We start from the raw sequence: 20,644 nt of genomic DNA, 5'->3' as shown, positions 1-20,644 counted from the left end.
CGCAACCCCGGGGTCTCGCTACGCTCGACCACCGGCTAGCGTTCTTTGACCTCTCCGAGGTCGTTTCCCAGCGGCCCCCAATCGGGTAGCCACGCGGCAATCTTGAAAGGCGTGATGATCGGGCAAAAAGCGCCCGGAGCAACTCTGCGGGACTCAATGCTCGAGCTAGAGCGCCCTAAGCACCTCTTCCGCGTGGCCTTCGGGTTTCACCTTTCGCCAGACCCGCGCCACCACCCCTTTCTCGTCCAGGAGGAAGGTCGTTCGGTCGACGCCCATGTACTTGCGCCCGTAGAGCGTTTTCTCCACCCACAGCCCACAGGCCTCGATCAGCTTCTTTTCGGGGTCGGCCAAGAGGGGAAAGCCCAGCCCAAACTTGTCGGCAAACTTCTTGTGTTTCTTGGCGGGGTCGGGGCTGACGCCGAAAACCTGGGCGCCCTTGAGGTTCGCGGCTCGATCTCGGAACTCGCAAGCCTCCGTCGTGCAGCCTGGCGTATCGTCCTTGGGATAGAAATAGATGACGGCCTTCGATCCTTTCAGGTCGTCGAGTCGGACCACCCTGCCGTTTTGGTCCTCGAGCTCAAAATCCGGGAAGTGTTGGCCAGCGTCGATCATCGGCGAGATTGCACCCCAATTTGGGCAGGAATCGCTCGGGGCCATACTTGGGCCATGTCCCGAGTGCTCATTTCCTCCGGCAGCCCGTTCGAACCCCAGATCGGCTTTTCGCGCGCTGTCCGTGTCGGCAACTGGGTGTCCGTTTCCGGCACCGCCCCAATCTTGCCGGATGGGAGTGCGCCTCCTGGCGGCGCGGGACCCCAGGCCCGCCGCTGCCTTGAGATCATCGAGGGCGCTTTGTCGGAGGCAGGGCTTTCGAAGACCGACGTCGTGCGAACGCGGGTGTACTTGCGCAACGCCTGCGACTGGATCGCTGTGGCGCAGGTTCACGGCGAGGTGTTTGGGGAGATCCGCCCGGCGAGCACCTTTGTGGCGGTGGCAGGATTCATCGACCCCAATTGGCTTGTGGAGATCGAAGCGGACGCCATGGCGCCGTAGGGAGTTTTGGGGTACAAGCCGTTAGCGCTACCGGATTGTTGCGCGGCCAGGTACGGAATAGCTTGAACGGAGGCCCGGAAGGCGCCGGGCTGGATTTAAGGAGAGGTTGGCGAGTCAATGAAGATTCTGTTCGTTTCTGCAGAGGTGTCTCCGCTTGCCAAAGTCGGCGGGCTGGCCGACGTGGCGGGTTCCTTGCCCAAGGCTCTGGCGGAGCTTGGCCACGACGTCCGCGTGATTATGCCCTGCTACGGCATGATCGAGGCGCAGCACGCGCTGAAGCTTGATCCCCTCAACGGGACCTTTACCGTCGGGACGGGCTGGCACTGGGAGCGGACCGTCCACCTCAGCGAGCTGAACTTGGGCACGGTCCCGATCTGGCTGGTCGGTGGGCACGAGCGGTTTGCTTCTGCCGCATCGAGCCAAGAGGTTTATCAGAGCGGCTTTGAGCAATACGCCTTCTTCTCGATGGCGGTCCTCGCGGCGTGCAAGCGCACGGGCTGGATGCCCGATGTGGTCCATTGCAACGACTGGCACACATCCCTGGTGCCAGTGCTCATGCGCGAGGGCGCCGATGCTTCCTGGGATTCGGTCGCCAGCATCTACACGATTCACAACCTCGCCTACCAGGGGATCTATGGGCACGACGTTCTGGATTTCGTGGGCCTGCCGCAGTCGCTATTCACTTGGGACAAGCTCGAAACCTTTGGGGCGTTCAATTTTCTCAAGGCAGGCGTGGTGTATTCCGACCAGGTCAACACGGTTTCCCCGACCTACGCTGAGGAGATTCTGACGCCGGAATACGGCTGCGGGCTCTGGGGCCTCATGCGGCATCTCAAGGAGAGGGGGCGGCTTTCCGGCATCCTTAACGGCATCGACCGTCACGAGTTCAACCCCGCTTCCGATCCCGCTTTGCCGGCCAACTACAGCGCTGCCAACCGTGAAGGCAAGGCCATCTGCCGTGCAGAGCTGCTGCGGGAGATCGGCATGGAACCGATCCCCGGTGTGCCGCTCGCGGGGATTGTGAGCCGGCTCAGCAACCAGAAGGGCATGGACCTGCTTTTGGCGGCGCTGGATGAGGTGGTCGCCCTGCCCATGCAGCTTTTCGTTCAGGGAGTGGGAGATCCTTGGCTTGCGGACCAATTCGATCAGGCCGCGAGGCGGTACCCCAACCATGTTCGCTTTGCCGAACGCTTCGACATTGTCCTGGGCCAGCGAGCCTATGCCGGGTGCGATCTGTTTTTGATGCCCAGCGCTTTTGAGCCTTGCGGGCTGGGGCAGATGATCGCCATGCGCTACGGCACGCTGCCGGTGGTGCGCAAGACTGGGGGACTTGCAGACTCGGTCACCGACGGTGTGAACGGCTTTGTGTTCGAGGATTCCAGCCCTGCAGCGCTGGCGCAAGCCCTCGCCAGAGCTGGTGCCGCTTACCGCAAAAAGGCTCGATGGAACGAGATGCAGCGTGCAGCCTTTGGAGCGGACTACGGTTGGGGAGAGAGTGCCAGGAAATACGAAACCCTCTACGAGCGCGCCGTCGCGTCGAGAAATGTAGCCGTGCGGGCGCTCGGACGCCCCGGGCGAACCGCGCCTCGAAGCGCCTGACTCTCAATGCTTGTCGAGATGACGGGGCACATTTGTGGCCTAAACAGTACGGTGGGCGGCGCATAATAGCCGCATGAGATCATGCCTCGCTCTGATGTTGTTGGCGTCGGCTTGTGTGCTGGCGGGCTGCGGAAGCGACGGTACCGCCAACGCCGCCAAACCTGCGGACAAGCCCTCGGCCGGGGCCACCGAGACGACCCTCGAGGCCGCCGACGGCGTCAAGGTCTTTGGCCAATTTTTCGAGGCCAAGTCGGGCGGGCACAAGAAAGTGGTCCTGTGTTTCCACCAGGCTGGCTCGAGTTCGTGGGAATACGCCAAGATCGCTCCCAAGTTCGTCGAGAAGGGCTTCGACGTTCTGGCGATCGACCAGCGTTCGGGCGGCGACCTCTTTGGCTATCAGAACAGGACTGCTGCTGGAGCAAAGGGTGGAAAGGGATACATGGACGCCTATCCCGATCTGGAGGCCGCCTTGGCCTGGGCAAAGCAAAAGAAGTATGAGACCATCCTCGCCTGCGGCAGCAGCTATTCGGCGAGTCTGGTGATCAGATTAGCGCTGGATCACGGAAACGACTTGGCCGGCATCCTGGCTTTCTCTCCGGGGGAGTACTTCGAGGACAAACGCACGCCTTATATCTGGACTCAGCGCATCGACGTGCCGCACCTTTACGCCGGTACTGCGGAAGAAGCCGAAGAGTCGCTGAAAAAGCTGTTTTTCGCGACCGAGGAACATGGGGACGGCAAAGCCAAGATCGTGTGGATCGAAGGGGGAGTCCACGGCGCCTCAGCGCTGATTCCGGAAAAGTGCAAACAGTCGGCCTTCTATTGGAAGAACGTGGATGAGTGGCTGGCGGCAGTCGCTCCTTGAGTTTTGAAGCTCGGGGCCCAAGACGCAAGCACGAGGGCTGCGGATAGCCGCAGCCCTCGTGCATTTGGATTCGGGGCGATTTGCCTGACTGGAAGGTCTAGGCCTTCTGGGCTTTGATCGGCGTCCAGATCTTGTTGGAGATCTTCTGGATCTGGCCAACCTTCATGCCCTGGTCGGAATAGTTGTTGAAGGCCTCGATCGCCACATTCTTGTTAGCGTAGAACTCGTAGCCCTTGCCGGGTACGAAGATCTTGAAGCTCATGTGAGCTTTGCCCCACGGGTCCACGGCCGTCCATTTGGCGGCTTTCGCGCCGTCCTTGCAGGCGCACGGCTGGCAGCACATGGCGTCCTTCTTGGTCATCGACTTGTCGCCGTCGACATGGGCGCCGGGCTTGGCGTGGCTGGCTTCAGCCTTCTTGGTGTTGCTGCCCTGCCAGACCGTGCCTGGCTCGCTCTTGAGGGCGGCAGCTTTGGTGGTGGCCTTCTGCGCAAAGGCTGCGTTGACGAGAAGCGCGCTCAGCGCACAGATCGATAGAAACTGTTTCATCCTGGTGTCCCTCCTGGAATCCAAGGTTAATAGTCGGCGCGTATTCCTACGGTTCTTTAGGAAGCCCGCAAAAACCTGTCAAAACAACTTGGTCCCGTTCGGGACAGGGCGCTCGGGGCCCGCAAGAATCACCGCGCCACCTTCATCGGCGAACCCGGTGACGAGCACCTGAGACTCAAATCCGGCAATGCGTTTGGGGGCGAAATTCAGAACGCCGAGAACCTGTCTGCCGACGAGGCTTTCGGGCGTGTAGTGCACCGTGATCTGGGCGCTCGATTGCTTAATGCCGAACTCGCCGAAGTCGACCCACAGCTTAATGGCTGGCTTTCGTGCCTCGGGGAAGGGCTCCGCGCGGATGATCGTGCCGACCCTCAATTCGACCTGTTCGAAGTGGTCCCAGGAGATCGGCTCCATGGTCAGGGATTGAGGATCATGTCCGTTCCGATATAGCCGCGCAGAGGCTCTGGAATCTCGATAGCGCCGTCGGGCTTCTGATAGGTTTCGGCGATCGCGATAAACAGCCGGGGGCACGCCAGACCGCTGCCATTGAGTGTGTGCACAAACTCCGGCTTCTCACCGGCGCCCCGGCGAAACCGGATGTTGGCTCGCCGTGCCTGATAATCCACGAAATTGCTGCAGGAGGAGACCTCCAGATAGGTCCCAATCCCTGGCGCCCAGACTTCGAGATCGTACTGTTTGGCGTTGGTCGCGCTCATCTCGCCGCCGCAACAGAGCACCACTCGGTAGTGGAGCCCCATCGCCTGTAGGATGGCTTCGGCGTCGGCTGTCAGCGCCTCGTGCTCGTCATAGCTCGATTCGGGGGTCGTGTATTTGACCAGCTCCACCTTATCGAACTCGTGCACGCGCTGGATGCCCCGCGTGTCCTTGCCTGCAGCGCCCGCCTCCCGGCGGAAGCACCCGGAGAAGGCGGCAAACTTCATCGGAAGCTGCCACGGCTCCAAGATCTCATCTCGGTAGAGGTTCGTCACCGGCACTTCCGCCGTGGGGATCATCCAAAGGTCGTCGTCGGCCCGATAGAGCTCCGACCCGAACTTGGGAAGCTGCCCCGTTCCCATCAGGCTCGCGGAATTCACCATGTAGGGCGGGTAGATCTCCTCGTACCCCTGCCTCAAGGTCTGCTCATCCACCATGTAGTTGAAGAGGGATCGCTGAAGCCTTGCTCCCCAGCCGCGATAAACCACGAACCCGCTGCCTGAGATTTTTGCGCCGCGTTCCAGGTCGATCATGCCGAGCGCCGTGCAGAGGTCCCAGTGGGCCTTTGGCTCGAATTCAAAGGACGGCTTTTCGCCCCAGGCGCGCACCACCACGTTGCGGTCTGCGGTTAGGCCCTCGGGGACGGACTCGTGGGGCATGTTTGGAAAGTCGAGCTCAAGGTCCCGCAGGCGCTGCTCAAGGTCGCGCTCCTCGCCTTCCCCTTCTTTTATGGAGTCGCTCAGCGCCTTAGCGTGAGCCTTCTCAGCTTCCGCGGCCTCCTTCTTGCCCTGGCCCATGAGCTGCCCGATGGCCTTGCTGGCGGTGTTCAGTTCCGAACGTTGCAGGTCGAGGCGGGCCCGGAGGGCGCGAAAGTCGGCGTCAACCTTCAAAAAGGCGTCGATCGGGACGTCGATGCCCTTTTTTCGTGCGCCGGCCTTGACGGCGTCGGGGTTGTTGCGGATGAACTGACGGTCCAGCATGGGTCTTTTTGTACCTTTATTGGCCCGTTCCGGGCAGACCTGCGGCGATAATGACGGGAGGGCGGCGGAGGCCGGCGCGATCCAGTGAGGCCGATCGGCGCCTCAATTCAGCAGTCAAATTGGGGTCCTCGTGGGGTGGCCGCCTCGGGTGTCTGAACGCTTGCTTGAACAACGGCCACATCGGCTCGATGTCGTGTGAGAGGTCGAAGACCATCACCCCTGTGGTGTTGACGCAGGCGCCCTGGAGCGCTTGCGCAAGGCCCACCGGGTTGCCCTTGAAGTCGCTTAGGGAGAGCCCGGCATAGGTCCAGGTTTGGTCTCGTGCGACCTGGGAACTGAGGTAACCGGCGTACTCCACCGTTGCGCCAAGCGAAGTGCTGCGCTGCATTGCCTCGAAGATTGTCGCCGTTGCGTAGTAACAGCCGGTAATCAAGAAGTCCAGTTCCCCTGCGAAACCAAACTTGCGGTAGCGGTCGGTCAGATACCAGAAACCCGCCTCATTCTCCGGAGAACCGTAATTCGAACCCAAGTTCGCGTACTCGCCGAACCAGGAACCGGCATACACGCCAAACAGGGCGCTCGGGCGCGCCGCTTTGACGGCTTCTCTAGCGCTGCGAACGTAGTCGCGGAGCGTCGAGGCGCGCCACTCCAGCCAGGCCTGAAAGAAGGGTCCAGGCGTGATGCCGCGCGTCCAGTTGAAGGTATAGTGATAGGTATAGATGTCGCCTGGCCACGCCAGCTTCTTTCCGACAAACTTCTCGAAGGACACCCTTGAGGCAGCGCTGAAGTCGGCATTGAGGCCCGCATATCGGAGCCGGTCGTCGTAGATGATCCCGTCGATCGGGTAGTTCGTTGCGACCTCTTTCAGAATGGCGCGCGCGCGCTCCTGGACGCGAGGGTCGTTGGGGTTCATCATCAGTGGAATCTGCTGTTCGGGCCTCGCCGAAGTGGGCACGAAGAGCGGCTTGACCTCGATTGCGGCATAGGCGCCGGGCGTCGCATGCTGACGGAGAAACTCGCTTCCGCTTCCTTCGCCGATGACGATGCTTCCGCCGGCCGGCATCGTGATCGTGGAGCCTGGAACGCCACCGCCCGCGTAGCCGTCGACAATCCTCCCCTCCTTCGTGAGAGCGATCGCGAAGCGGCCGGGTTTCGGCGCCGGGAGCAGAACACTTGTCGTGTAGGCGTTGAGCATCTCGGCCGAGGCGGGCGGCTCATTGACTCTTGGCCAGACCGGAAAGGAAGCGTCGCCGATCAACAGCGTTGGCAGAGGCTCATAGAGCACGGATTGCAGTTCTGGAGTGGCGTAGCCAGGTCCGGTCTTGGTAATCCGGTGGCCCTCGCTGAAGGCGTTCAGGCTCACCAGAAACGAAAGGCCCGCCGCTTTCGCCTCGCGGCACATGACTTCGAGCGCATCGTAGTCTTCGGCCAGCTTGAAGCTGCGCCATTCTCTGAGTTTGGGAGCGAGGCTGCTCTTGTAGATCACCTCGCCGCTGATCGGTTTGATGTCGAGCACCAGGGTGTTGAACCCGGCGTCCTTCACCTTTGCGATTAGCGTACGCACCTTCTCCTCGGTGTTGTAGCGGTCGATGTTTGCAGTGCAGTCCACCCAAAGGACCCGCGCCTGGCGCCCCTGCGAGCGGGCAAAGGAGGCTGCGAGGCCCTGGCGGTACAGCACCTGGTCGGCCATCACGCCGCTGAGCCCTGGCAGCGGATAGACCCTATCAAACCGCGGCGCGTTGGAAGGCCCTTGTGGCGTCAGATCTGGACCTGCGAGCAGTAAGAGCGCCAAGTGTGAAACCAAGAGCATGGCTCTGAATTCGAGACAGGGAAGCCCCCTCCCTTCCCGATCAGAGCTTCCAGTTCACGGGAAACACCGCCTTCACGATGATCCGCTGCTGGAATTTCTCGGCGTTCGGGTCCCCGAGGATCAAGTAATACTCCGCGCCCAGGTTCCCCGACTTGCGATAGGCCATGTACCAGTTCACATGCTTGTCGCGGATGACCGCGCGGCCCCCGATCGACTGGTGCTGGTCGATCTCGTAAGAGACGCCCAGGATGTGCTGCTCCTGGAGCGTCGACCCGAAGCGCTCGAACTGCAGGGCCGGGGTGAAGGTGATCTTGGAGTTGGTGCGGTAGTTCGCACGAGCAGTCCACAGGCTGTAGGGCGTGGTCCCAACCGAGCCGGAAGTGTAGCTCAGCCGGTAACTGTGGTAGGGATCGTTGTCGGGATACTTCGCCTCCAAGGTTCCAAAGCGCGCTTCCTCTCCGAGGTAGTTCTCGTAATTGAACTCAAGCTGAAGGTTGAGGTCTGACCGCGTGACGCCCTCGATAGACGTCCACAACGAGCGAAGGTACACGTCGTTGCTCTTTTCCTTGGAGAAGTCCTGCCAGAAGGTCTGGACCTGGAGCTCGTTCCAAGCGCCCTTCTGCATCGCCTTCTGGTACTGGAAGAACGCGTTGAGGCCCTCGTAGCCCGTTCGAGGCGCAAAGCCGATGCGGGGAAGGAAGTCCTCGGAGATCGCCTGATAGCCAAAGCTAGCGAAGGAGTTGTTGTTCCGATAGAGCAGGTCGACGTCCATCCTTCGGCCCTTTCCGCGGTCTCGATCTTGCGTTTCGTCGTAGACGAAGTCCCAACCCCAATTCTTTCCCTGTTGGACCACCAGCGCTTCGGAAGCCTGATTGCGGACACCGCCGTCGGGGTCGTCCCAATAGACGGTGCCAAGCGTCACGCCGCCTTGGTCTCCCCAGGCTCGGTGAAACCGGGCGACACCCGACGACTCGTGCCCGATTCGCCCCGTGAAGAGGGTGCCGAACGAGTCCTTGTCGTTCAGCTTGCCGAAGGCCTTTGCGCCCACATCGATGGATCGAATGCGCTGCGGCGAGAACAGGGAAGCCGACATGCCTCCGAGCTGGAACTCGTTCTTTCCTTCCACAAAGAACGGCCGCTTCTCATCGGCAAGGCGTTCAAAGCGAGAAAACGCGAGTCCGAGCACCTGCCCCTCGACGTTGCGGAAATCCGGGTTGATCGTGCCGAGCCCTGTGATCTGGGAGTTGAACTGGTGCCGCAGGTCGAGGCCGGCATTGATGATCTCCGATTGGCCGTCTTTGTCGTATCCGCCAATCACATACGGGAGCATCAGGACCTCCCTTGCCTCGGCGATGGCTGGAATCTCGACCCCAGCCCAACTGCCGTTGTAGTCCATGCGCTCGTTGTCGCCGATATCGCACCACGAGATCCCAAGCTGCGCCCGCGGAATGACTCGGGCGAAATTGATCTCGATGTCGCGCCGTCCGCCAGCCGGAAGCCTCAGGATCTTCCACGGGATGCGGACCTCGCACTCCCATCCGCGCTCGGTGATGCGCGATTTGGCGTCCCATTCTCCTTCCCACTCGCGCTTGGCAGCACGGCCCCCAGCGAATTGAGCGGCCATGCCGCCTCCGGCGCCAACGTTGAACTGTGAAACGTCACGCCCCTGGTGCGTCCCAAACGGGTTGATGAGGATGATGTTGTAGTCGTTTCCGTCGAGGCTGGCGCTGCGCCGGTATTCGGTGGCGCGGATTTGGCTGGGTTGAGGGTCGGGGTTGGTGAACGCGAAATAGAGGTTCTCCGAATCGTAGCAGGCGTAGATGGTGCAATCCCAGGGCGTCTTCTGCCCGCTCTGCACATGCACAAACTCGCTTGAGGCGGCCGCACTCTCCCATTCCTTGGCGTCCACCACACCATCGACCCTGGGGGGAACGGCGATCCGCTTGCCAGGCAGGATCCGGTTGTGGTCGGCCGACGCAAGGGCATGCAGGGCCAAACAGGCCCCCAGAATGGACAGGGAACGACGCATAGTGTTAATTCGCAGGGCGCAGTGCCAGAAGTTTCAGGCCAGCGACAAAGGTCCCAAAAAGGAGCCGTTGCATTATGCCGGATGGGAGCCTGAGACTCCATTTCTTGAGCGTGAGCGACCCGGGCGGGGCATGGCCCAGGCCTTTCTCAATGGTCCCGCTACGGACTAAGGCTCGGTTCCCGGTTGCTTGCCTGTTGAGTCCGGCGCCGCGGCATCAGAGCCGGTTGCGTCCGGGCTGCCATTTGTGGGCGGGGCGGTGGGCCAAGTTTCCGTGAGCGTGGTGCCTCCTTCGCCTCCCCTAAAGACGAAGTACGCCGCAAGCTTTCCATCCCTGATTAGGCGGACGCCGATGGAGCCCAAATCTTGCATGGCGCCGAACGCTGCCTCGGCGCACACCTTTGCCAACGCCTCCGGCTCGCCATCCGACACAAGTTCGGCGGTGAGGACCGCGGACTCTCGATCTTTCGGCTTTCGCGGATCGAGGCGCATATCGATGAGGCGGAATTGGGTCGCCTCGGCGGGCAGCCGCTGGACGACCTCCTGGAGGGCTTGATGCTCTTCTTCGGTCATCGTCGAAGCGAAGCTTGAAGCGGATGGGACTGGCGCCGAGGTCTCGCCTTTGCCGTTCTCACCGCTCGATGGTTTCGGCTCGATTACGAGGGGAGCGTCGATCGTTGCCGGCCCGCGCCGGGGATTCATGGCGGACTTGGTCCCGATGACATACGCCGAGGCGCTGATGAGTACGATGGCGAGAAGCACGGTCGCGACGTACAGGCCGATCTTCGGGCGCGACGTCGGCAATCCGAGATGCTTGGCTGTGGAGAGCGCCTCTTGGTCCGTCAGCCGGGTCTGGGCTTGGGCGAGCTTCTGCCTGACGCCCTCGTCCTCCGGCGTGAGGTCAAGAGCCAACTCGTACCATTCGATGGCGCTCTGGAGTTCGCCCCGTTCCAGGTTAATGTCGCCGAGGAGGCCGTTCGCGGTGGCATTGTTGGGGTAGCGCCGGAGGATGCTTAGGCATATCTGCTCTGCGTTTGGGTAGTCGCCACGCATGCGAAGCAGGTTCACGCGGGCAAGCTCGGGGTAGATGAGGGCGTCGCTGGCGTTCGTCGAGCCGGTATCGGCGATCGGAGCGCCGCATTCCGGGCAATACTCCGCGCCAGACGCCAGGTCGGCAAAGCACCTGGGGCAAACCGCAGACCTAGTGCTTTCCGGTACTCCCAAAACCTCCTGCTCCTCGTTCCGTTTCATCCAAATACTCAACAACGGCGATTTCCGCTCTGACGACGGGACAGATCACCAACTGCGCGATTCGCTCGCCCTTTTCGAGTTGGACGATGGAATCGCCCAAATTGATCAAGAGCACCTTGATTTCGCCTCGATAGTCGGAGTCGATCGTGCCCGGCGTGTTCACCATCGAGATGCCGTGCCGAACCGCCAGCCCCGAGCGTGGGCGCACCTGCCCCTCATATCCTTCCGGAATCGCCACGCGCAAACCGGTCGGGACGAGCCGGCGCTCAAGCGGCTTGAGCACCACTTCTTCGACCGACCGAAGGTCCATGCCCGCAGCGCCAGGGGTCATGTATTCGGGCGCCGAAGCTCCAGAAGCAACGGAAAACTCAAGGCGAACGCGAGAACGAGACTCAATCACTGCCGCTTCCACCAGAGGTTGTTGGCGTTGGCGTGGGGCGCCATCTCCTTGGCGAAGGCCGCCTTTTCATCTGCGGACATCGGCTTGAAGGCGAGCGCCGCAGCGACGTTCTTTGCGGCTTCCGGAAGTTGACGGACCCCGACCGTCAGCGTCGAGACATCCAGCGACCAGACATAGCGCATGAACCGGGCGTAGTCGAAGGACCGATCCACGCGCTCGATTCCCTTCAGCGCCTTCATCCCGACAACCCCGATTCCCAGCTTCTTGGCTTTGGGGACGACCTCGGCGGCAAAGTCGTTCAGGCTCGCGTCCAGGGCACTGAGGGCCACAAGGATGGACTCAAACGGATACCGGTCCAGCGCCTTCGAGATGACTTCGGGGCGCGTGTGGCCCGTGATGCCGATGTGGCGGATGAGGCCCTCCTTCTTGGCGCGTTCCAGTCCCTCCACACCCCCGCCCTTGCTGAGGACCTGGTCGAGCGTGCCCATGTCGTTGATCGAGTGGATCTGAAGAAGGTCGATGTGGCCGGTCTGGAGCCGCTTGAGGCTCTCATGGACCTCGCGATAGGCCGCGTCGGCGTTTCGGCCCAGGGTCTTGGTAGCCAGAAAGACCTGTTCTCGCCGGGTCTTGAGCACCTGTCCTATGGTGATCTCGCTGTTGCCCCCCTGGTAACTCGGCGCGGTGTCGAAGTAGTTCACACCGGCGTCGATCATCTCGTTGAGGGCCTTGACCGTGGCCTCGCCGCTCGGGAGCTCTGCCGACCCAAGAGCGAGAATAGACACCTTTCGGCCCGTCTTGCCGAAACTTCGGGTCGGCATTTTGGAGCGCTGTGAGGGTGCGGATTGCTCCTTTGCGGGGATGACGGCAGTGAGCGCCAAGCCCGCAGCGGCCGCGCTTCCCTTCTGCAAAACGTCTCGCCTGGAAACAGCCATGCTCTATCCTATCACTTCATACTGGTTTTCGTGCGGATCAGCCCAATGGGAGAATGGGGTTGGCGCGTGACGGACCTGCCAAGAGGCGCGGCTGGTGCGGTCGCTGCGGGCCTTCGCCAGGCAGGGATCGAGTCGCTGGAGGACGTAGTGGCCTCCTATGAGTCGGTTGGGCTCAGCTTTGGCACCCCGCCACCGCCGGCCGAGGTGATTCAGCAGGGGGTCGAAAGGGCTCTTTCTGCTCCGCGGAGCGTGCCGAGGGAGCACAAGGTTCCGGTGTGCTACGAGCTAGGGCCAGATTTGAAAGAGGTATCCGATCGTTTGGGGCTCTCAAGCGAGGAAATCGCTGACTTGCATTCGGGCGGGACCTACGAGTGCTTTGCCGTAGGATTCTGCCCCGGCTTTGCCTATCTGGGGGACCTTCCCGTCGCTCTTCAAGGCCTTCCCAGGTTGTCCAGCCCGCGAAAGCGGGTGGAAGCGGGGTCGATTGGGATCACGGGGAGCCAAACGGCGGCCTATCCCTTGCCCACCCCCGGCGGCTGGTGGCTGATCGGGCAGACGCCGCTCGAACTTGTCTGCGTCGAGGAGGACTACTTCCCGATTGAGGCAGGAGATCGGGTCCGGTTTTCGCGGATCAGCCGTGTGGAGTTTGGAGAGCGAGAGGGGGAGCGCCTTTGAGGAAGGTGGACCTCAACGTGGACATCGGCGAGGGGTTTCCTTACGATGAGGCGCTGCTTGAATTTGCGTCGAGTGCCAACGTTTGTTGCGGCGAGCACGCGGGCTCGTGGGACCTGACGCTTGAGACGATCGAGCTTTGCAGGCGCAAGGGGGTGCGAATAGGAATGCACCCGGGGTTCCCGGATCGGGAAAGCATGGGTCGGCGGATGCCGGAGGAAGACGAGTTAAAGAACTGGAATCTCAGTTTGCTTCGACAGATCGCCCGCTTCCTGGTTACTGGCGCCGCTCAGTACGTCAAGCCGCATGGCGCTTGGTACAACCTTTTGGCAATGTCTGAAGCTGAACTGTCCGCAAGCAGAGAACAAGCTGTTCACGCTCGAACAGTGGTACTGGCAGATGTTTCCGGTCTGCCCTTCGTACTTCTCGGAGCGTCTGAACTTGTCGGGGCCCTTCGGATGACTGGCCGGAAGGTTATTGAAGAGGGCTTCGCCGACCGCGCCTATTTGCCCAACGGCACCCTGATGCCGCGTTCGGAGCCCGGAGCAGTGCTCCATGATCCAAAGGAGATCGCGGCCCAGGTGTTGAGGCTGGCGCCGGAGGTGGACTCCATCTGTCTTCACGGCGACACGCCCGGGTGTCTTGAGTTCGCCGAGATGGTGCACAGGACTCTGGAGGACTCCGGATACGAGGTCGGCTATTGAGCCTGAAAGTGCTCAAGATCGGCGGCAGTGCGACGCTGCAAGGAGCGCCCCAACCGGGCAGGCGGCACTTTGGCGTTCCCACCGGCGGCGCGTTCGATCAGGAGTCTCTGGCTCTGGGCAACGCACTGTTGGGGAACGCTCCCGACGCCCTCGCCCTTGAACTCACGCTCATGGGCGGTATGTTTCTTGCCGAAGCGCCGCTGACCCTAAGTCTGGTGGGCGCCGTCGGGCTCGTTTCCGTCGGTGGCCGCAGGTTGGCGCCCCAGTCCCGGTTTGGCTTGGAGACGGGTGAGCGGCTGGAGGTTGGGGCGTTCGAGGCGGGGGTTCGCGCCTATCTGTGCGTTCAGGGTGGATGGGGGGGCCATGCCGGCGAGGCGGTCTTTTATGGATCAGAGCTTCAGTCTCCGCGTCGGGCAAATCTGGATTTGAGTCCTGCAGTGCTCGCGACGACTCTTGTTTCGCTGAAATCTGCTCCTCTCCGGTACGTCCCTGAGCCCGACCTTCCCTCTGGCGTCGTTGCCCAGGCAGAGTCGCATGTCGGCAGTGTTGAGCTCGACAGCGACCGGCGAGGTGTGCGGCTAGCGGGGTTTCCGCCGCCCCAACTTGAGGAACGCGCCAGCGAGCCGGTCGTCCCTGGCACGATACAGTGGACCCCCGGCGGCGGTCTGCTGATTCTGGGACCGGACGGCCCCACCATCGGGGGTTACCGGCGCCTGGGGTTCCTGTGCGGAGCCGATATGGGCCGGGTGGGGCAGCTGGGGGTTGGGGAGCATGTCGCTATTGCGGCGATCTCTCTGGATGAAGCCCGAGCCATCACACAAGGGTGGCGTGATCGCCTGGAAGCTCGATGCCGGATGCTGCGTCTTAGCGCGAGGGCGTGAACCCCAGAGCCGAACGTAGCAAGGCTGCAGCTTTCATCTCCAGACTGCGGCCTCTCATTGAACCCCAACAGCAGTCGTAGGGCAGGCGTCTCGCCTGCTCCTCTCAGCGCTGATTGCGACCTTTCCAGGCACCGAACAACCGGATGGGGCGCAATCGTCACGCCTGCGTTGCCTAACCACAGCCTTTCGGCCGCATCCGTGCGGCCTCGAACCCTTGAGGTAGCTTAGGACGATGCTGCCGCTTCTCGCGTTCGCCTCGCTGTTGCCGCTCCAGGTCGCCAGCCCCAAGGCGTTCAGCGCTGATCTCGTCAAGCTCCTTTCAGCCGAATGGCCGGCAAACCGGACTGTGACAATAGTCTGTCACGGCCACAGCGTGCCTGCGGGCTATTTCAAGACCCCCGAGGTACGCAGCTTCGACGCCTATCCGCATTTGCTGCACCGCGCCATAAAAGAGAAGTTTCCGAAGGCGGTTGTGAACGTGATCGTGACGGCGATCGGGGGTGAGAACTCCGAACAGGGAGCGGCTCGATTCGACAGGGACGTTTTGGCGCTCAGACCGGATGTGGTCACGATGGACTACGGGCTCAACGACCGCCGCATCGGTCTTGATCGGGCCAAGGCCTCCTGGACCTCCATGGCTGAGGCCGCCTTGAAAACGGGCGCGAAGGTTATCTTCTTGACCCCAACCTGGGACCTCGGAGTGGACCCCCAAAACTCCCAAGACCCGCTCTTTCAGCACGCATCCCAGATTCGGGACCTGGCGTCGCAGCTTCGCGTGGGCGTCGCGGATTCATTGGCCGGATTCCTAAGAGCGCACGACGGCGGCGCTTCATGGGAATCACTGATGTCGCAATCCAACCATCCCAACCGAGAAGGCCATAAAATCGTCCTAAGTGCCTTAATGCCGTTCTTTGGCATTCATGATCCAGAGTAGAAGGTTGACGCCAAAGCAAAACTCCTCCTAAACTGTCTTGACCGACATGGCTAAGCCCAAGCGCAGTCAGCCGTCCGCGAAGCAGGCGCCACAACGCGCATCGCTGACCGTAGGTTTTGTGCTGGCCGTTGACATCGTCGAATACAGTCTCCGTCCAACGATTGAGCAAGCAGATGTCGTGGCCCGCCTGACATCTCTCGCAGGCAAGTGCCCCACGTACGCGTCCGCCCTATCTGCGGGACAAGTGACGGCGGTTCCTGCGGGTGACGGCTTCGTGTTCTCCTTTTCCAAGGATCCCCTGAGCCCCTTGCGCTGCGCGCTCGAACTGAGGACCTTGGTCGGCAGGCAGGGCGGCTTCAAGGTCCGAATGGCCGTTCATATCGGGGCTCTCGACGAGGTTGATCCAGACATTGCGGGAGGTAGGAACATGGCCGGGGAAGGCATCAATAACGCTGCTCGCGCCTTGACTGGATGCGCCCCGGGTGAGATTGTGCTCACACAACGGGCGGTTGAGTTCCTTCGGGAGGCTCCCGAGTTTTCGGCCAAGTTTGGCTCGATTGGCGAAGTGGCCGTCAAGCACGGCGAAGTGCTCCATTTGTACCGCTACTCCGACAAGCCAAACGAAACCGACCCCCTCGCCAGGTATCAGAGGCGTGCTGTTGCGCTGCACGCCCGGGCGCTCACGTTGTCCAAAGTCCCTGTGGCCTCCGTCCGAGTCATCGCGCATCGGCTGAGGGACCTGCGTTACGAGACCTTGGCGGGCCTGGCGCTGATTCCCGTGGCGCTGGCGCTCCATGCCCTGATGGAGCACACGGACTTCGGCAGAAAAATGAGGCTTAGCGGCTATGAACGCCTCGTGGCTAGCGTCACAGACGGAAATCGAAGCTTGCCGGTGACGTTTGTGGACATCGAGAAGCGGTTTGACAAGCCGGACGGGGCTACAGATTTGAACAACCTAAAGTCGTTGCTCCTGGAGGTTGCCGACCTTGAGCCTGCCGCGGTCGCCATAGACATTGATTTTGGCGCCCACAGCGTAGAGAATGCGCCTGCAAGCTCAGACGGCGCGCGCGAACTGCGCTACCTGGACGAGGCCGAAATCGTGCTCAAGACAGCCAAACAGCTTACAGACTCGGGCATCCCGGTCTACCTGGCGGTGCGGGAGCACCTTGAGTTCCAGAACAAGGATGACTTCCTGGGGCCCGGCTACTCTGACCTGGTCGTTCACCCGCTTAGGCCCGATGACGCGCTAAACGGCCAGGTCTTGGCAATCGGGGACATCACCATCCCAGGCCCGGAAAGTGGTGCCATTGGAACGAAGTCTGAATCTGAAACGGGAATGCGCATCCCCTCACTGTCCCACGCATTGGCCAACGCCTATCTGGCTCAATTCGGAGAGACCCGGCCAGTGGGAAGCCCATTCTTGGAACGATACAGCGAATTTGGGGATGCAATTCGCCCTCTTCGAACTGAGGACGGGCCGTCGGATGCATTGAAGGGGAAGGTGCTGGAAGGCCGTGAGTTTCTCTTGAATACGGCGTGCCTGTCCAGAATCAAAGCCGACCGAATTGAGGCACAGGCAACCGCGCCGATGCTTAGGGGAGACCGGCTGCGTGAGAAGATCAAAGGAAAGTCGGTCTTGATCGGTTCGAGCAAAGACGAGTTCGACCAGTTCACCATGCCGGTCACAGGCGAGCGGGAGTACGGCCCGTATTTCCATGCCATGGCTGTGGTGACGGAGACGAACTCGCCCCTGTACGAGTTTAGGCCTTGGTTTGCCAGTTTGCTCGCCATATTGGCCGGCGCCTTCGTTCTCCTGGTGTCACAGGTTTCCCTTAGGCGCACGATCGCCCATTCAAGGCAGGTTTCCGGTTCCCTTGCTTCGAACCTGGCAACGGCCGGCGCCGTCGCTATTCTACTAGTTGGAGGCGGGATGCTGGCGGCAAGGTGGCAGATTCTGTGGACCGAGTACTTGCTTGTCGCATTCTTGCTGGCGTTCCATCCAACACTTCATCAACGCGTACTGGTCCTGATTGAGCGCTGGGCATTTCGTAGCGCGCCTGGAGGGCCACGCGTTTAGTACCTGATCGGGGAGCAAACCATGCCGAACCTCAATCGAGCCATCATAGCCGCTCTCCTGTTGGCGCTTGGATGCCTTAGCCAGGGAGCTCGCTTCAAAGCGGGAACGATTGCTGAAATCAAGGGTGGAGTTGAGCTGAAGCGGCCTGGGGGCGCGGTTGTCCGACTCAAACAGAGCAACCGCGGCATGCTCCTCTTTTCAGGCGATCTTGTGCGGTGTGCTTTGGGAGGAAAGCTGGTCGTGACATGCCGAACCGGCAAGAAGAAGACCTTCCTGCCTCAACCTATATGGCAGAAGGTGCCTGTCTTGCTCACTTCGGCTGAAGAAGATCTTTGGGTCCTGTTGACCGGTGGCAATGATCCGGCAAAAGCAGCCGTTAAGGCGGCGGTCAAAAGGAAAGGCGGCCGAGCCCCGGAAGCGCTGGATGCCTCCCAAGCCTCCTGCGGCTACTTCACGATCCTGCCCCCCGAGTGGGCCGTGGGCACTTATTCTTTGAGGATTCTTGCGGTCTTCGATGGATCGGCAAAGAGCGGCGAAGCAGTCTTTTCCGATACAGTCTCGGCCAAGGGCCCCTTCATGTCCGCAGCCCTCTCAAAACGCCTGGAAGGCTTGAGGGCTGCCTATCCTGACATAGCCTTGCTTCTCGAAGCGAAGCTCCTGAACGGAGAACGCGCCATCAGCAGACCGGTTGCTTTGATGGCGAAGTCCTCTGAGGACGCCATGCTTGCCGACTTCCGCCGCCGCACCTCACGAGGCAACGATCTTCTTGCTGAGTTGGAGCTAATTCGCTCGCTTGAATCGAATGGGCTCAAGGAAACGGCCGCCCACAAGTTGAAGGAGCTCAAGGGCGTCTTCGGTAGCTGATACTTCAGAGACACCCATGAGACTAAGCCAATGACGACCACGATCCTCAGCCTCATCGCCATCGCAGCACAACCTCAGGGAGCCCCTCGCCGCCTGACCGACTTTCTGCAGGTGCTGGAATCCGGCCCGACCGCAAGCCGCCTAGCCAAGGGCCAGGGCGTGCCCTCAAAAGCGGTCGAGATTGACTCCCGGGTGGCGCTCAAGTGGGACGCGCAGGGCCTCTATGGACACATCGCCGAGCTGGTTCAGCCCGCGTCGAAAGGGCAGGTCAGGAGCTTTGCGGACGAAGTGGAGGCGCTGCGTACGACGGCGGAGATCTTGGTCGGCGCGCAAAAGCAAGAGGTTCAACTCCGGCTCTCGGAGATCAACGCCGCGACGGTTGACCCGTTGAAGGAGTCAACAGTAGGCCTTGCCGGCGCGGGCGGGGACACTCAGGACGAGCAAGCCAAGGCTATGGCTGCAAAGCAGAGCATGGCCGAGTTTCGCCGCATGGCCGTTTCCCGGCTCAAGGGTGGTAAGGGACTGGCGGCCGCCATGCTGGCCGACATCGCAGCGAGCTTGGACGGCGATCCGAGCGAAGGTCTGGGAGCATTCGAAGTTGCCGCTAAGGACACGGCACATGAGATTCGCGAATTGCTGGAAGGCGCGGTGGCCAACGCTCCAAACGTGATGCTGACGATGAGCGCCCACCTCGTGACACCGTTTGGAGTGGCGCAACAGGTTCACCTGGAGGGCTATGACAAGCTCGTTGCGGGCGAGCGAAAGCCATTTGCCCGTAATCGCCTGGTGATGGATCCCCGCACGGTACAGGAACTCCTGGCGGCGCAAGAGATCTTCGATTCGCTCAACGCCTACAAAGCGGCGGATTTGGCCAAGACTGCCAGCCAAGCCCACCAGTCCGTGGCGACAGCCTTTGAACGGGTCTCCAGGAGGCTGAACATCGGTGTCTTGGACCAAGAGTGCGAGAAGCTGCTGAAGCAACTCAAGGTCTCGGGTGAAGAGGGTGTCGGGCCGCTGCTCAAGGACGTTCGCATGCTCCAGGCGCTGCTGCAGCCTCTGCGGGCCTCCGAAATTGGTCAGGCGCCGAGCCAGGCCGAGGCGATCCAGCTTTTCGCAGGACTACTCAATGGGCTTACCAAAAACCTCTGGGCTTTTGTCAAGGAGTCGCCAAGCCTGCTGGGGCGCATTGCCGCGAACCTCGGGAGCTTCTCGCAGGCCGCGCCCGGTACGGTCCAGCAGGACTCGATCGCCTTCTTCCGGAGAATGGCGCAGGATTTTCTGCAGCAGTTTGCCCAGATGAACAGCACGGCCCAGGGCCTTGATGCCGCAATCGGCAAGCTGGTCGCGGCACTCCTGCTTTCAGAGCGGTTCTCATTGGAAGGCAAGGACCTGGTTGCGAAGACGCTGAAGGCAGACGAGCCGATTGACACCGAACTCGACATGCAAGAGCTCTCAGGGTCACGACGTCCCGGCGACAAGCTGGTGCTGAGGGCTACGCTCAGCGAGCCGGAGATCAAGGACGGCAAGCCGACGGGAGAACCCGGCAAGGAGATCGAATCGGGCATACAGACGCTCGCTGTGGAGGCCTATGGGGGCTACTGGATGGCGAGCGGCGGGATGCTCTTGGTGGACCCGCGTTCCAAGATAGAAAGGAGCTTGAATTGGGAGCCGACGGTGGGGCTAGGCTATCACTACCATGTGGGGATGAAGGGCAACGACTTCTGGAATAGCTCGTTCAACCCGGGGATCGGGCTTTCGTTCTCGATGCTGGATTTCAACGACGATCAGCGGTTTGAGCTCGGGATTGCGGCCAGCATGACGCTGCTGAACGACCAGATCTGGATCGGCTACGGCCGCAATCTGAACGCCGGCGCAAACTACTTCTATCTGGGCTTCAACCCGTACACGATCACGAAGCTGTTCGGGAGGAGATGAGGAGAATTGTTGGCTGTAGCACTTCTCGTTTCGTTTCTGGGCGCACCCAATCCCGGCCACGGCCTTAGCTTCGGGGTTCAGTCGCCATACGGCGCGGAGCTCCACTTGGTCCCACAAACAGGTCATGCGTTTTCGGTAAGTTCCGCTGTTTATTCGGCTGACGGAAGGCGAATCCTGACATCGTCCGACGACAAAACCGCCCGAGTCTGGGATGCAGGGACGGGCAGAGAGCTGATGAAGCTAGAGGGCCACTCCCACGTTGTCAATTCCGCTGTGTATTCGGCCGACGGAAGGCGAATCCTGACTTCGTCCTATGACAAAACCGCCCGAGTCTGGGATGCAGAGACGGGCAGAGAGCTGATGAAGCTAGAGGGCCACTCCGACGTTGTCAATTCCGCTGTCT

At 61.3% G+C, this 20,644-nt stretch carries 20 protein-coding genes; 11 read left to right on the top strand and 9 right to left on the bottom strand.

All coding sequences use genetic code 11. The features are described 5' to 3' along the window. Positions 1 to 165 precede the first annotated feature (165 nt). Positions 166 to 612 carry a thioredoxin-dependent thiol peroxidase gene (gene bcp, locus HZC36_15180; GenBank protein MBI5708325.1) on the bottom strand — a complete coding sequence of 149 codons (447 nt, stop codon included), beginning with the start codon at positions 610 to 612 and terminating at the stop codon, positions 166 to 168. Between the two features lie 54 nt (positions 613 to 666). Between bcp and HZC36_15175 the strand changes: the two genes are divergently transcribed. The 3 genes from HZC36_15175 (at position 667) to HZC36_15165 (ending at position 3,514) form a co-directional block, all read left to right on the top strand. Beyond that, positions 667 to 1,050, top strand: a complete 384-nt coding sequence (locus tag HZC36_15175; GenBank protein ID MBI5708324.1) for a RidA family protein — start codon at positions 667 to 669, stop codon at positions 1,048 to 1,050. 117 nt (positions 1,051 to 1,167) lie between these two features. Next, the gene (locus HZC36_15170) at positions 1,168 to 2,649 is read left to right on the top strand and encodes a glycogen synthase (protein MBI5708323.1); all 1,482 of its coding nucleotides are present in this window, start codon (positions 1,168 to 1,170) and stop codon (positions 2,647 to 2,649) included. 73 nt (positions 2,650 to 2,722) lie between these two features. Next, positions 2,723 to 3,514 carry an alpha/beta hydrolase gene (locus HZC36_15165; GenBank protein MBI5708322.1) on the top strand — a complete coding sequence of 264 codons (792 nt, stop codon included), beginning with the start codon at positions 2,723 to 2,725 and terminating at the stop codon, positions 3,512 to 3,514. A gap of 97 nt (positions 3,515 to 3,611) precedes the next feature. Here HZC36_15165 and HZC36_15160 read toward each other — a convergent pair whose 3' ends face one another. The 8 genes from HZC36_15160 to HZC36_15125 all read right to left on the bottom strand — a co-directional run bounded on the left by HZC36_15160 (position 3,612) and on the right by HZC36_15125 (position 12,174). After that, on the bottom strand, positions 3,612 to 4,061 hold the full coding sequence (locus tag HZC36_15160; GenBank protein MBI5708321.1) for a hypothetical protein: 450 nt from the start codon (positions 4,059 to 4,061) through the stop codon (positions 3,612 to 3,614). A 78-nt stretch (positions 4,062 to 4,139) separates the two neighbouring features. Then, entirely contained in the window at positions 4,140 to 4,475 is a 336-nt protein-coding gene (locus tag HZC36_15155) for a tRNA-binding protein (GenBank protein ID MBI5708320.1), read from the bottom strand. Positions 4,476 to 4,477: 2 nt separating this feature from the next. Next, the gene (gene serS / locus HZC36_15150; protein MBI5708319.1) at positions 4,478 to 5,755 is read right to left on the bottom strand and encodes a serine--tRNA ligase; all 1,278 of its coding nucleotides are present in this window, start codon (positions 5,753 to 5,755) and stop codon (positions 4,478 to 4,480) included. Positions 5,756 to 5,771: 16 nt separating this feature from the next. Next, positions 5,772 to 7,565 (bottom strand): family 10 glycosylhydrolase, encoded by a 1,794-nt coding sequence (locus HZC36_15145; GenBank protein MBI5708318.1) that lies wholly within the window; start codon positions 7,563 to 7,565, stop codon positions 5,772 to 5,774. A 40-nt stretch (positions 7,566 to 7,605) separates the two neighbouring features. Continuing rightward, positions 7,606 to 9,594: a hypothetical protein gene (locus HZC36_15140; GenBank protein MBI5708317.1), complete on the bottom strand. Its 1,989-nt coding sequence runs from the start codon at positions 9,592 to 9,594 to the stop codon at positions 7,606 to 7,608. Positions 9,595 to 9,759: 165 nt separating this feature from the next. After that, on the bottom strand, positions 9,760 to 10,842 hold the full coding sequence (locus HZC36_15135; GenBank protein MBI5708316.1) for a tetratricopeptide repeat protein: 1,083 nt from the start codon (positions 10,840 to 10,842) through the stop codon (positions 9,760 to 9,762). Further along, entirely contained in the window at positions 10,793 to 11,173 is a 381-nt protein-coding gene (gene dut, locus HZC36_15130; protein MBI5708315.1) for a dUTP diphosphatase, read from the bottom strand. Before dut ends, HZC36_15135 begins: the two co-directional genes overlap by 50 nt. Positions 11,174 to 11,238: 65 nt before the next feature. Then, positions 11,239 to 12,174, bottom strand: coding sequence for an aldo/keto reductase (locus HZC36_15125; GenBank protein ID MBI5708314.1), 936 nt, complete (start codon positions 12,172 to 12,174; stop codon positions 11,239 to 11,241). Positions 12,175 to 12,204: 30 nt separating this feature from the next. On the opposite strand from HZC36_15125, the gene HZC36_15120 reads away from it, so the two are divergent. The 8 genes from HZC36_15120 to HZC36_15085 form a co-directional block, all read left to right on the top strand. After that, positions 12,205 to 12,849 carry a carboxyltransferase domain-containing protein gene (locus HZC36_15120; protein ID MBI5708313.1) on the top strand — a complete coding sequence of 215 codons (645 nt, stop codon included), beginning with the start codon at positions 12,205 to 12,207 and terminating at the stop codon, positions 12,847 to 12,849. Beyond that, positions 12,846 to 13,550: a LamB/YcsF family protein gene (locus HZC36_15115; GenBank protein ID MBI5708312.1), complete on the top strand. Its 705-nt coding sequence runs from the start codon at positions 12,846 to 12,848 to the stop codon at positions 13,548 to 13,550. The genes HZC36_15120 and HZC36_15115 overlap by 4 nt, the downstream gene beginning before the upstream one ends. Then, positions 13,547 to 14,431, top strand: a complete 885-nt coding sequence (locus tag HZC36_15110; GenBank protein ID MBI5708311.1) for a hypothetical protein — start codon at positions 13,547 to 13,549, stop codon at positions 14,429 to 14,431. The genes HZC36_15115 and HZC36_15110 overlap by 4 nt, the downstream gene beginning before the upstream one ends. Before the next feature lie 232 nt (positions 14,432 to 14,663). After that, positions 14,664 to 15,365, top strand: coding sequence for an SGNH/GDSL hydrolase family protein (locus HZC36_15105; protein MBI5708310.1), 702 nt, complete (start codon positions 14,664 to 14,666; stop codon positions 15,363 to 15,365). Positions 15,366 to 15,411: 46 nt separating this feature from the next. Continuing rightward, a complete protein-coding gene (locus HZC36_15100; protein MBI5708309.1) occupies positions 15,412 to 17,442 on the top strand; it encodes a CHASE2 domain-containing protein in 2,031 nt (676 codons plus the stop codon). A gap of 21 nt (positions 17,443 to 17,463) precedes the next feature. Further along, positions 17,464 to 18,306, top strand: a complete 843-nt coding sequence (locus HZC36_15095; protein MBI5708308.1) for a hypothetical protein — start codon at positions 17,464 to 17,466, stop codon at positions 18,304 to 18,306. A 30-nt stretch (positions 18,307 to 18,336) separates the two neighbouring features. Continuing rightward, the gene (locus HZC36_15090; GenBank protein MBI5708307.1) at positions 18,337 to 20,241 is read left to right on the top strand and encodes a hypothetical protein; all 1,905 of its coding nucleotides are present in this window, start codon (positions 18,337 to 18,339) and stop codon (positions 20,239 to 20,241) included. Between the two features lie 6 nt (positions 20,242 to 20,247). Then, a partial coding sequence (locus HZC36_15085) for a hypothetical protein (protein MBI5708306.1) occupies positions 20,248 to 20,644 on the top strand: 397 nt, incomplete at its 3' end.

The organism is Armatimonadota bacterium (assembly GCA_016223145.1).
Taxonomy (GTDB): domain Bacteria; phylum Armatimonadota; class Fimbriimonadia; order Fimbriimonadales; family Fimbriimonadaceae; genus Nitrosymbiomonas.
Note: the sequence above shows the minus strand (reverse complement) of the source record. Positions and strands in the feature narration are given on the sequence as shown.

Coding starts and splice junctions, on each gene's coding strand:
- dut (MBI5708315.1), bottom strand. CDS start 11,173: ATGACCCCTGGCGCTGCGGGCATGGACCTTCGGTCGGTCGAAGAAGTG.
- HZC36_15140 (MBI5708317.1), bottom strand. CDS start 9,594: ATGCGTCGTTCCCTGTCCATTCTGGGGGCCTGTTTGGCCCTGCATGCC.
- serS (MBI5708319.1), bottom strand. CDS start 5,755: ATGCTGGACCGTCAGTTCATCCGCAACAACCCCGACGCCGTCAAGGCC.
- HZC36_15160 (MBI5708321.1), bottom strand. CDS start 4,061: ATGAAACAGTTTCTATCGATCTGTGCGCTGAGCGCGCTTCTCGTCAAC.
- HZC36_15155 (MBI5708320.1), bottom strand. CDS start 4,475: ATGGAGCCGATCTCCTGGGACCACTTCGAACAGGTCGAATTGAGGGTC.
- HZC36_15090 (MBI5708307.1), top strand. CDS start 18,337: ATGACGACCACGATCCTCAGCCTCATCGCCATCGCAGCACAACCTCAG.
- bcp (MBI5708325.1), bottom strand. CDS start 612: ATGATCGACGCTGGCCAACACTTCCCGGATTTTGAGCTCGAGGACCAA.
- HZC36_15100 (MBI5708309.1), top strand. CDS start 15,412: ATGGCTAAGCCCAAGCGCAGTCAGCCGTCCGCGAAGCAGGCGCCACAA.
- HZC36_15125 (MBI5708314.1), bottom strand. CDS start 12,174: ATGGCTGTTTCCAGGCGAGACGTTTTGCAGAAGGGAAGCGCGGCCGCT.
- HZC36_15105 (MBI5708310.1), top strand. CDS start 14,664: ATGCTGCCGCTTCTCGCGTTCGCCTCGCTGTTGCCGCTCCAGGTCGCC.
- HZC36_15095 (MBI5708308.1), top strand. CDS start 17,464: ATGCCGAACCTCAATCGAGCCATCATAGCCGCTCTCCTGTTGGCGCTT.
- HZC36_15175 (MBI5708324.1), top strand. CDS start 667: ATGTCCCGAGTGCTCATTTCCTCCGGCAGCCCGTTCGAACCCCAGATC.
- HZC36_15165 (MBI5708322.1), top strand. CDS start 2,723: ATGAGATCATGCCTCGCTCTGATGTTGTTGGCGTCGGCTTGTGTGCTG.
- HZC36_15145 (MBI5708318.1), bottom strand. CDS start 7,565: ATGCTCTTGGTTTCACACTTGGCGCTCTTACTGCTCGCAGGTCCAGAT.
- HZC36_15135 (MBI5708316.1), bottom strand. CDS start 10,842: ATGAAACGGAACGAGGAGCAGGAGGTTTTGGGAGTACCGGAAAGCACT.
- HZC36_15170 (MBI5708323.1), top strand. CDS start 1,168: ATGAAGATTCTGTTCGTTTCTGCAGAGGTGTCTCCGCTTGCCAAAGTC.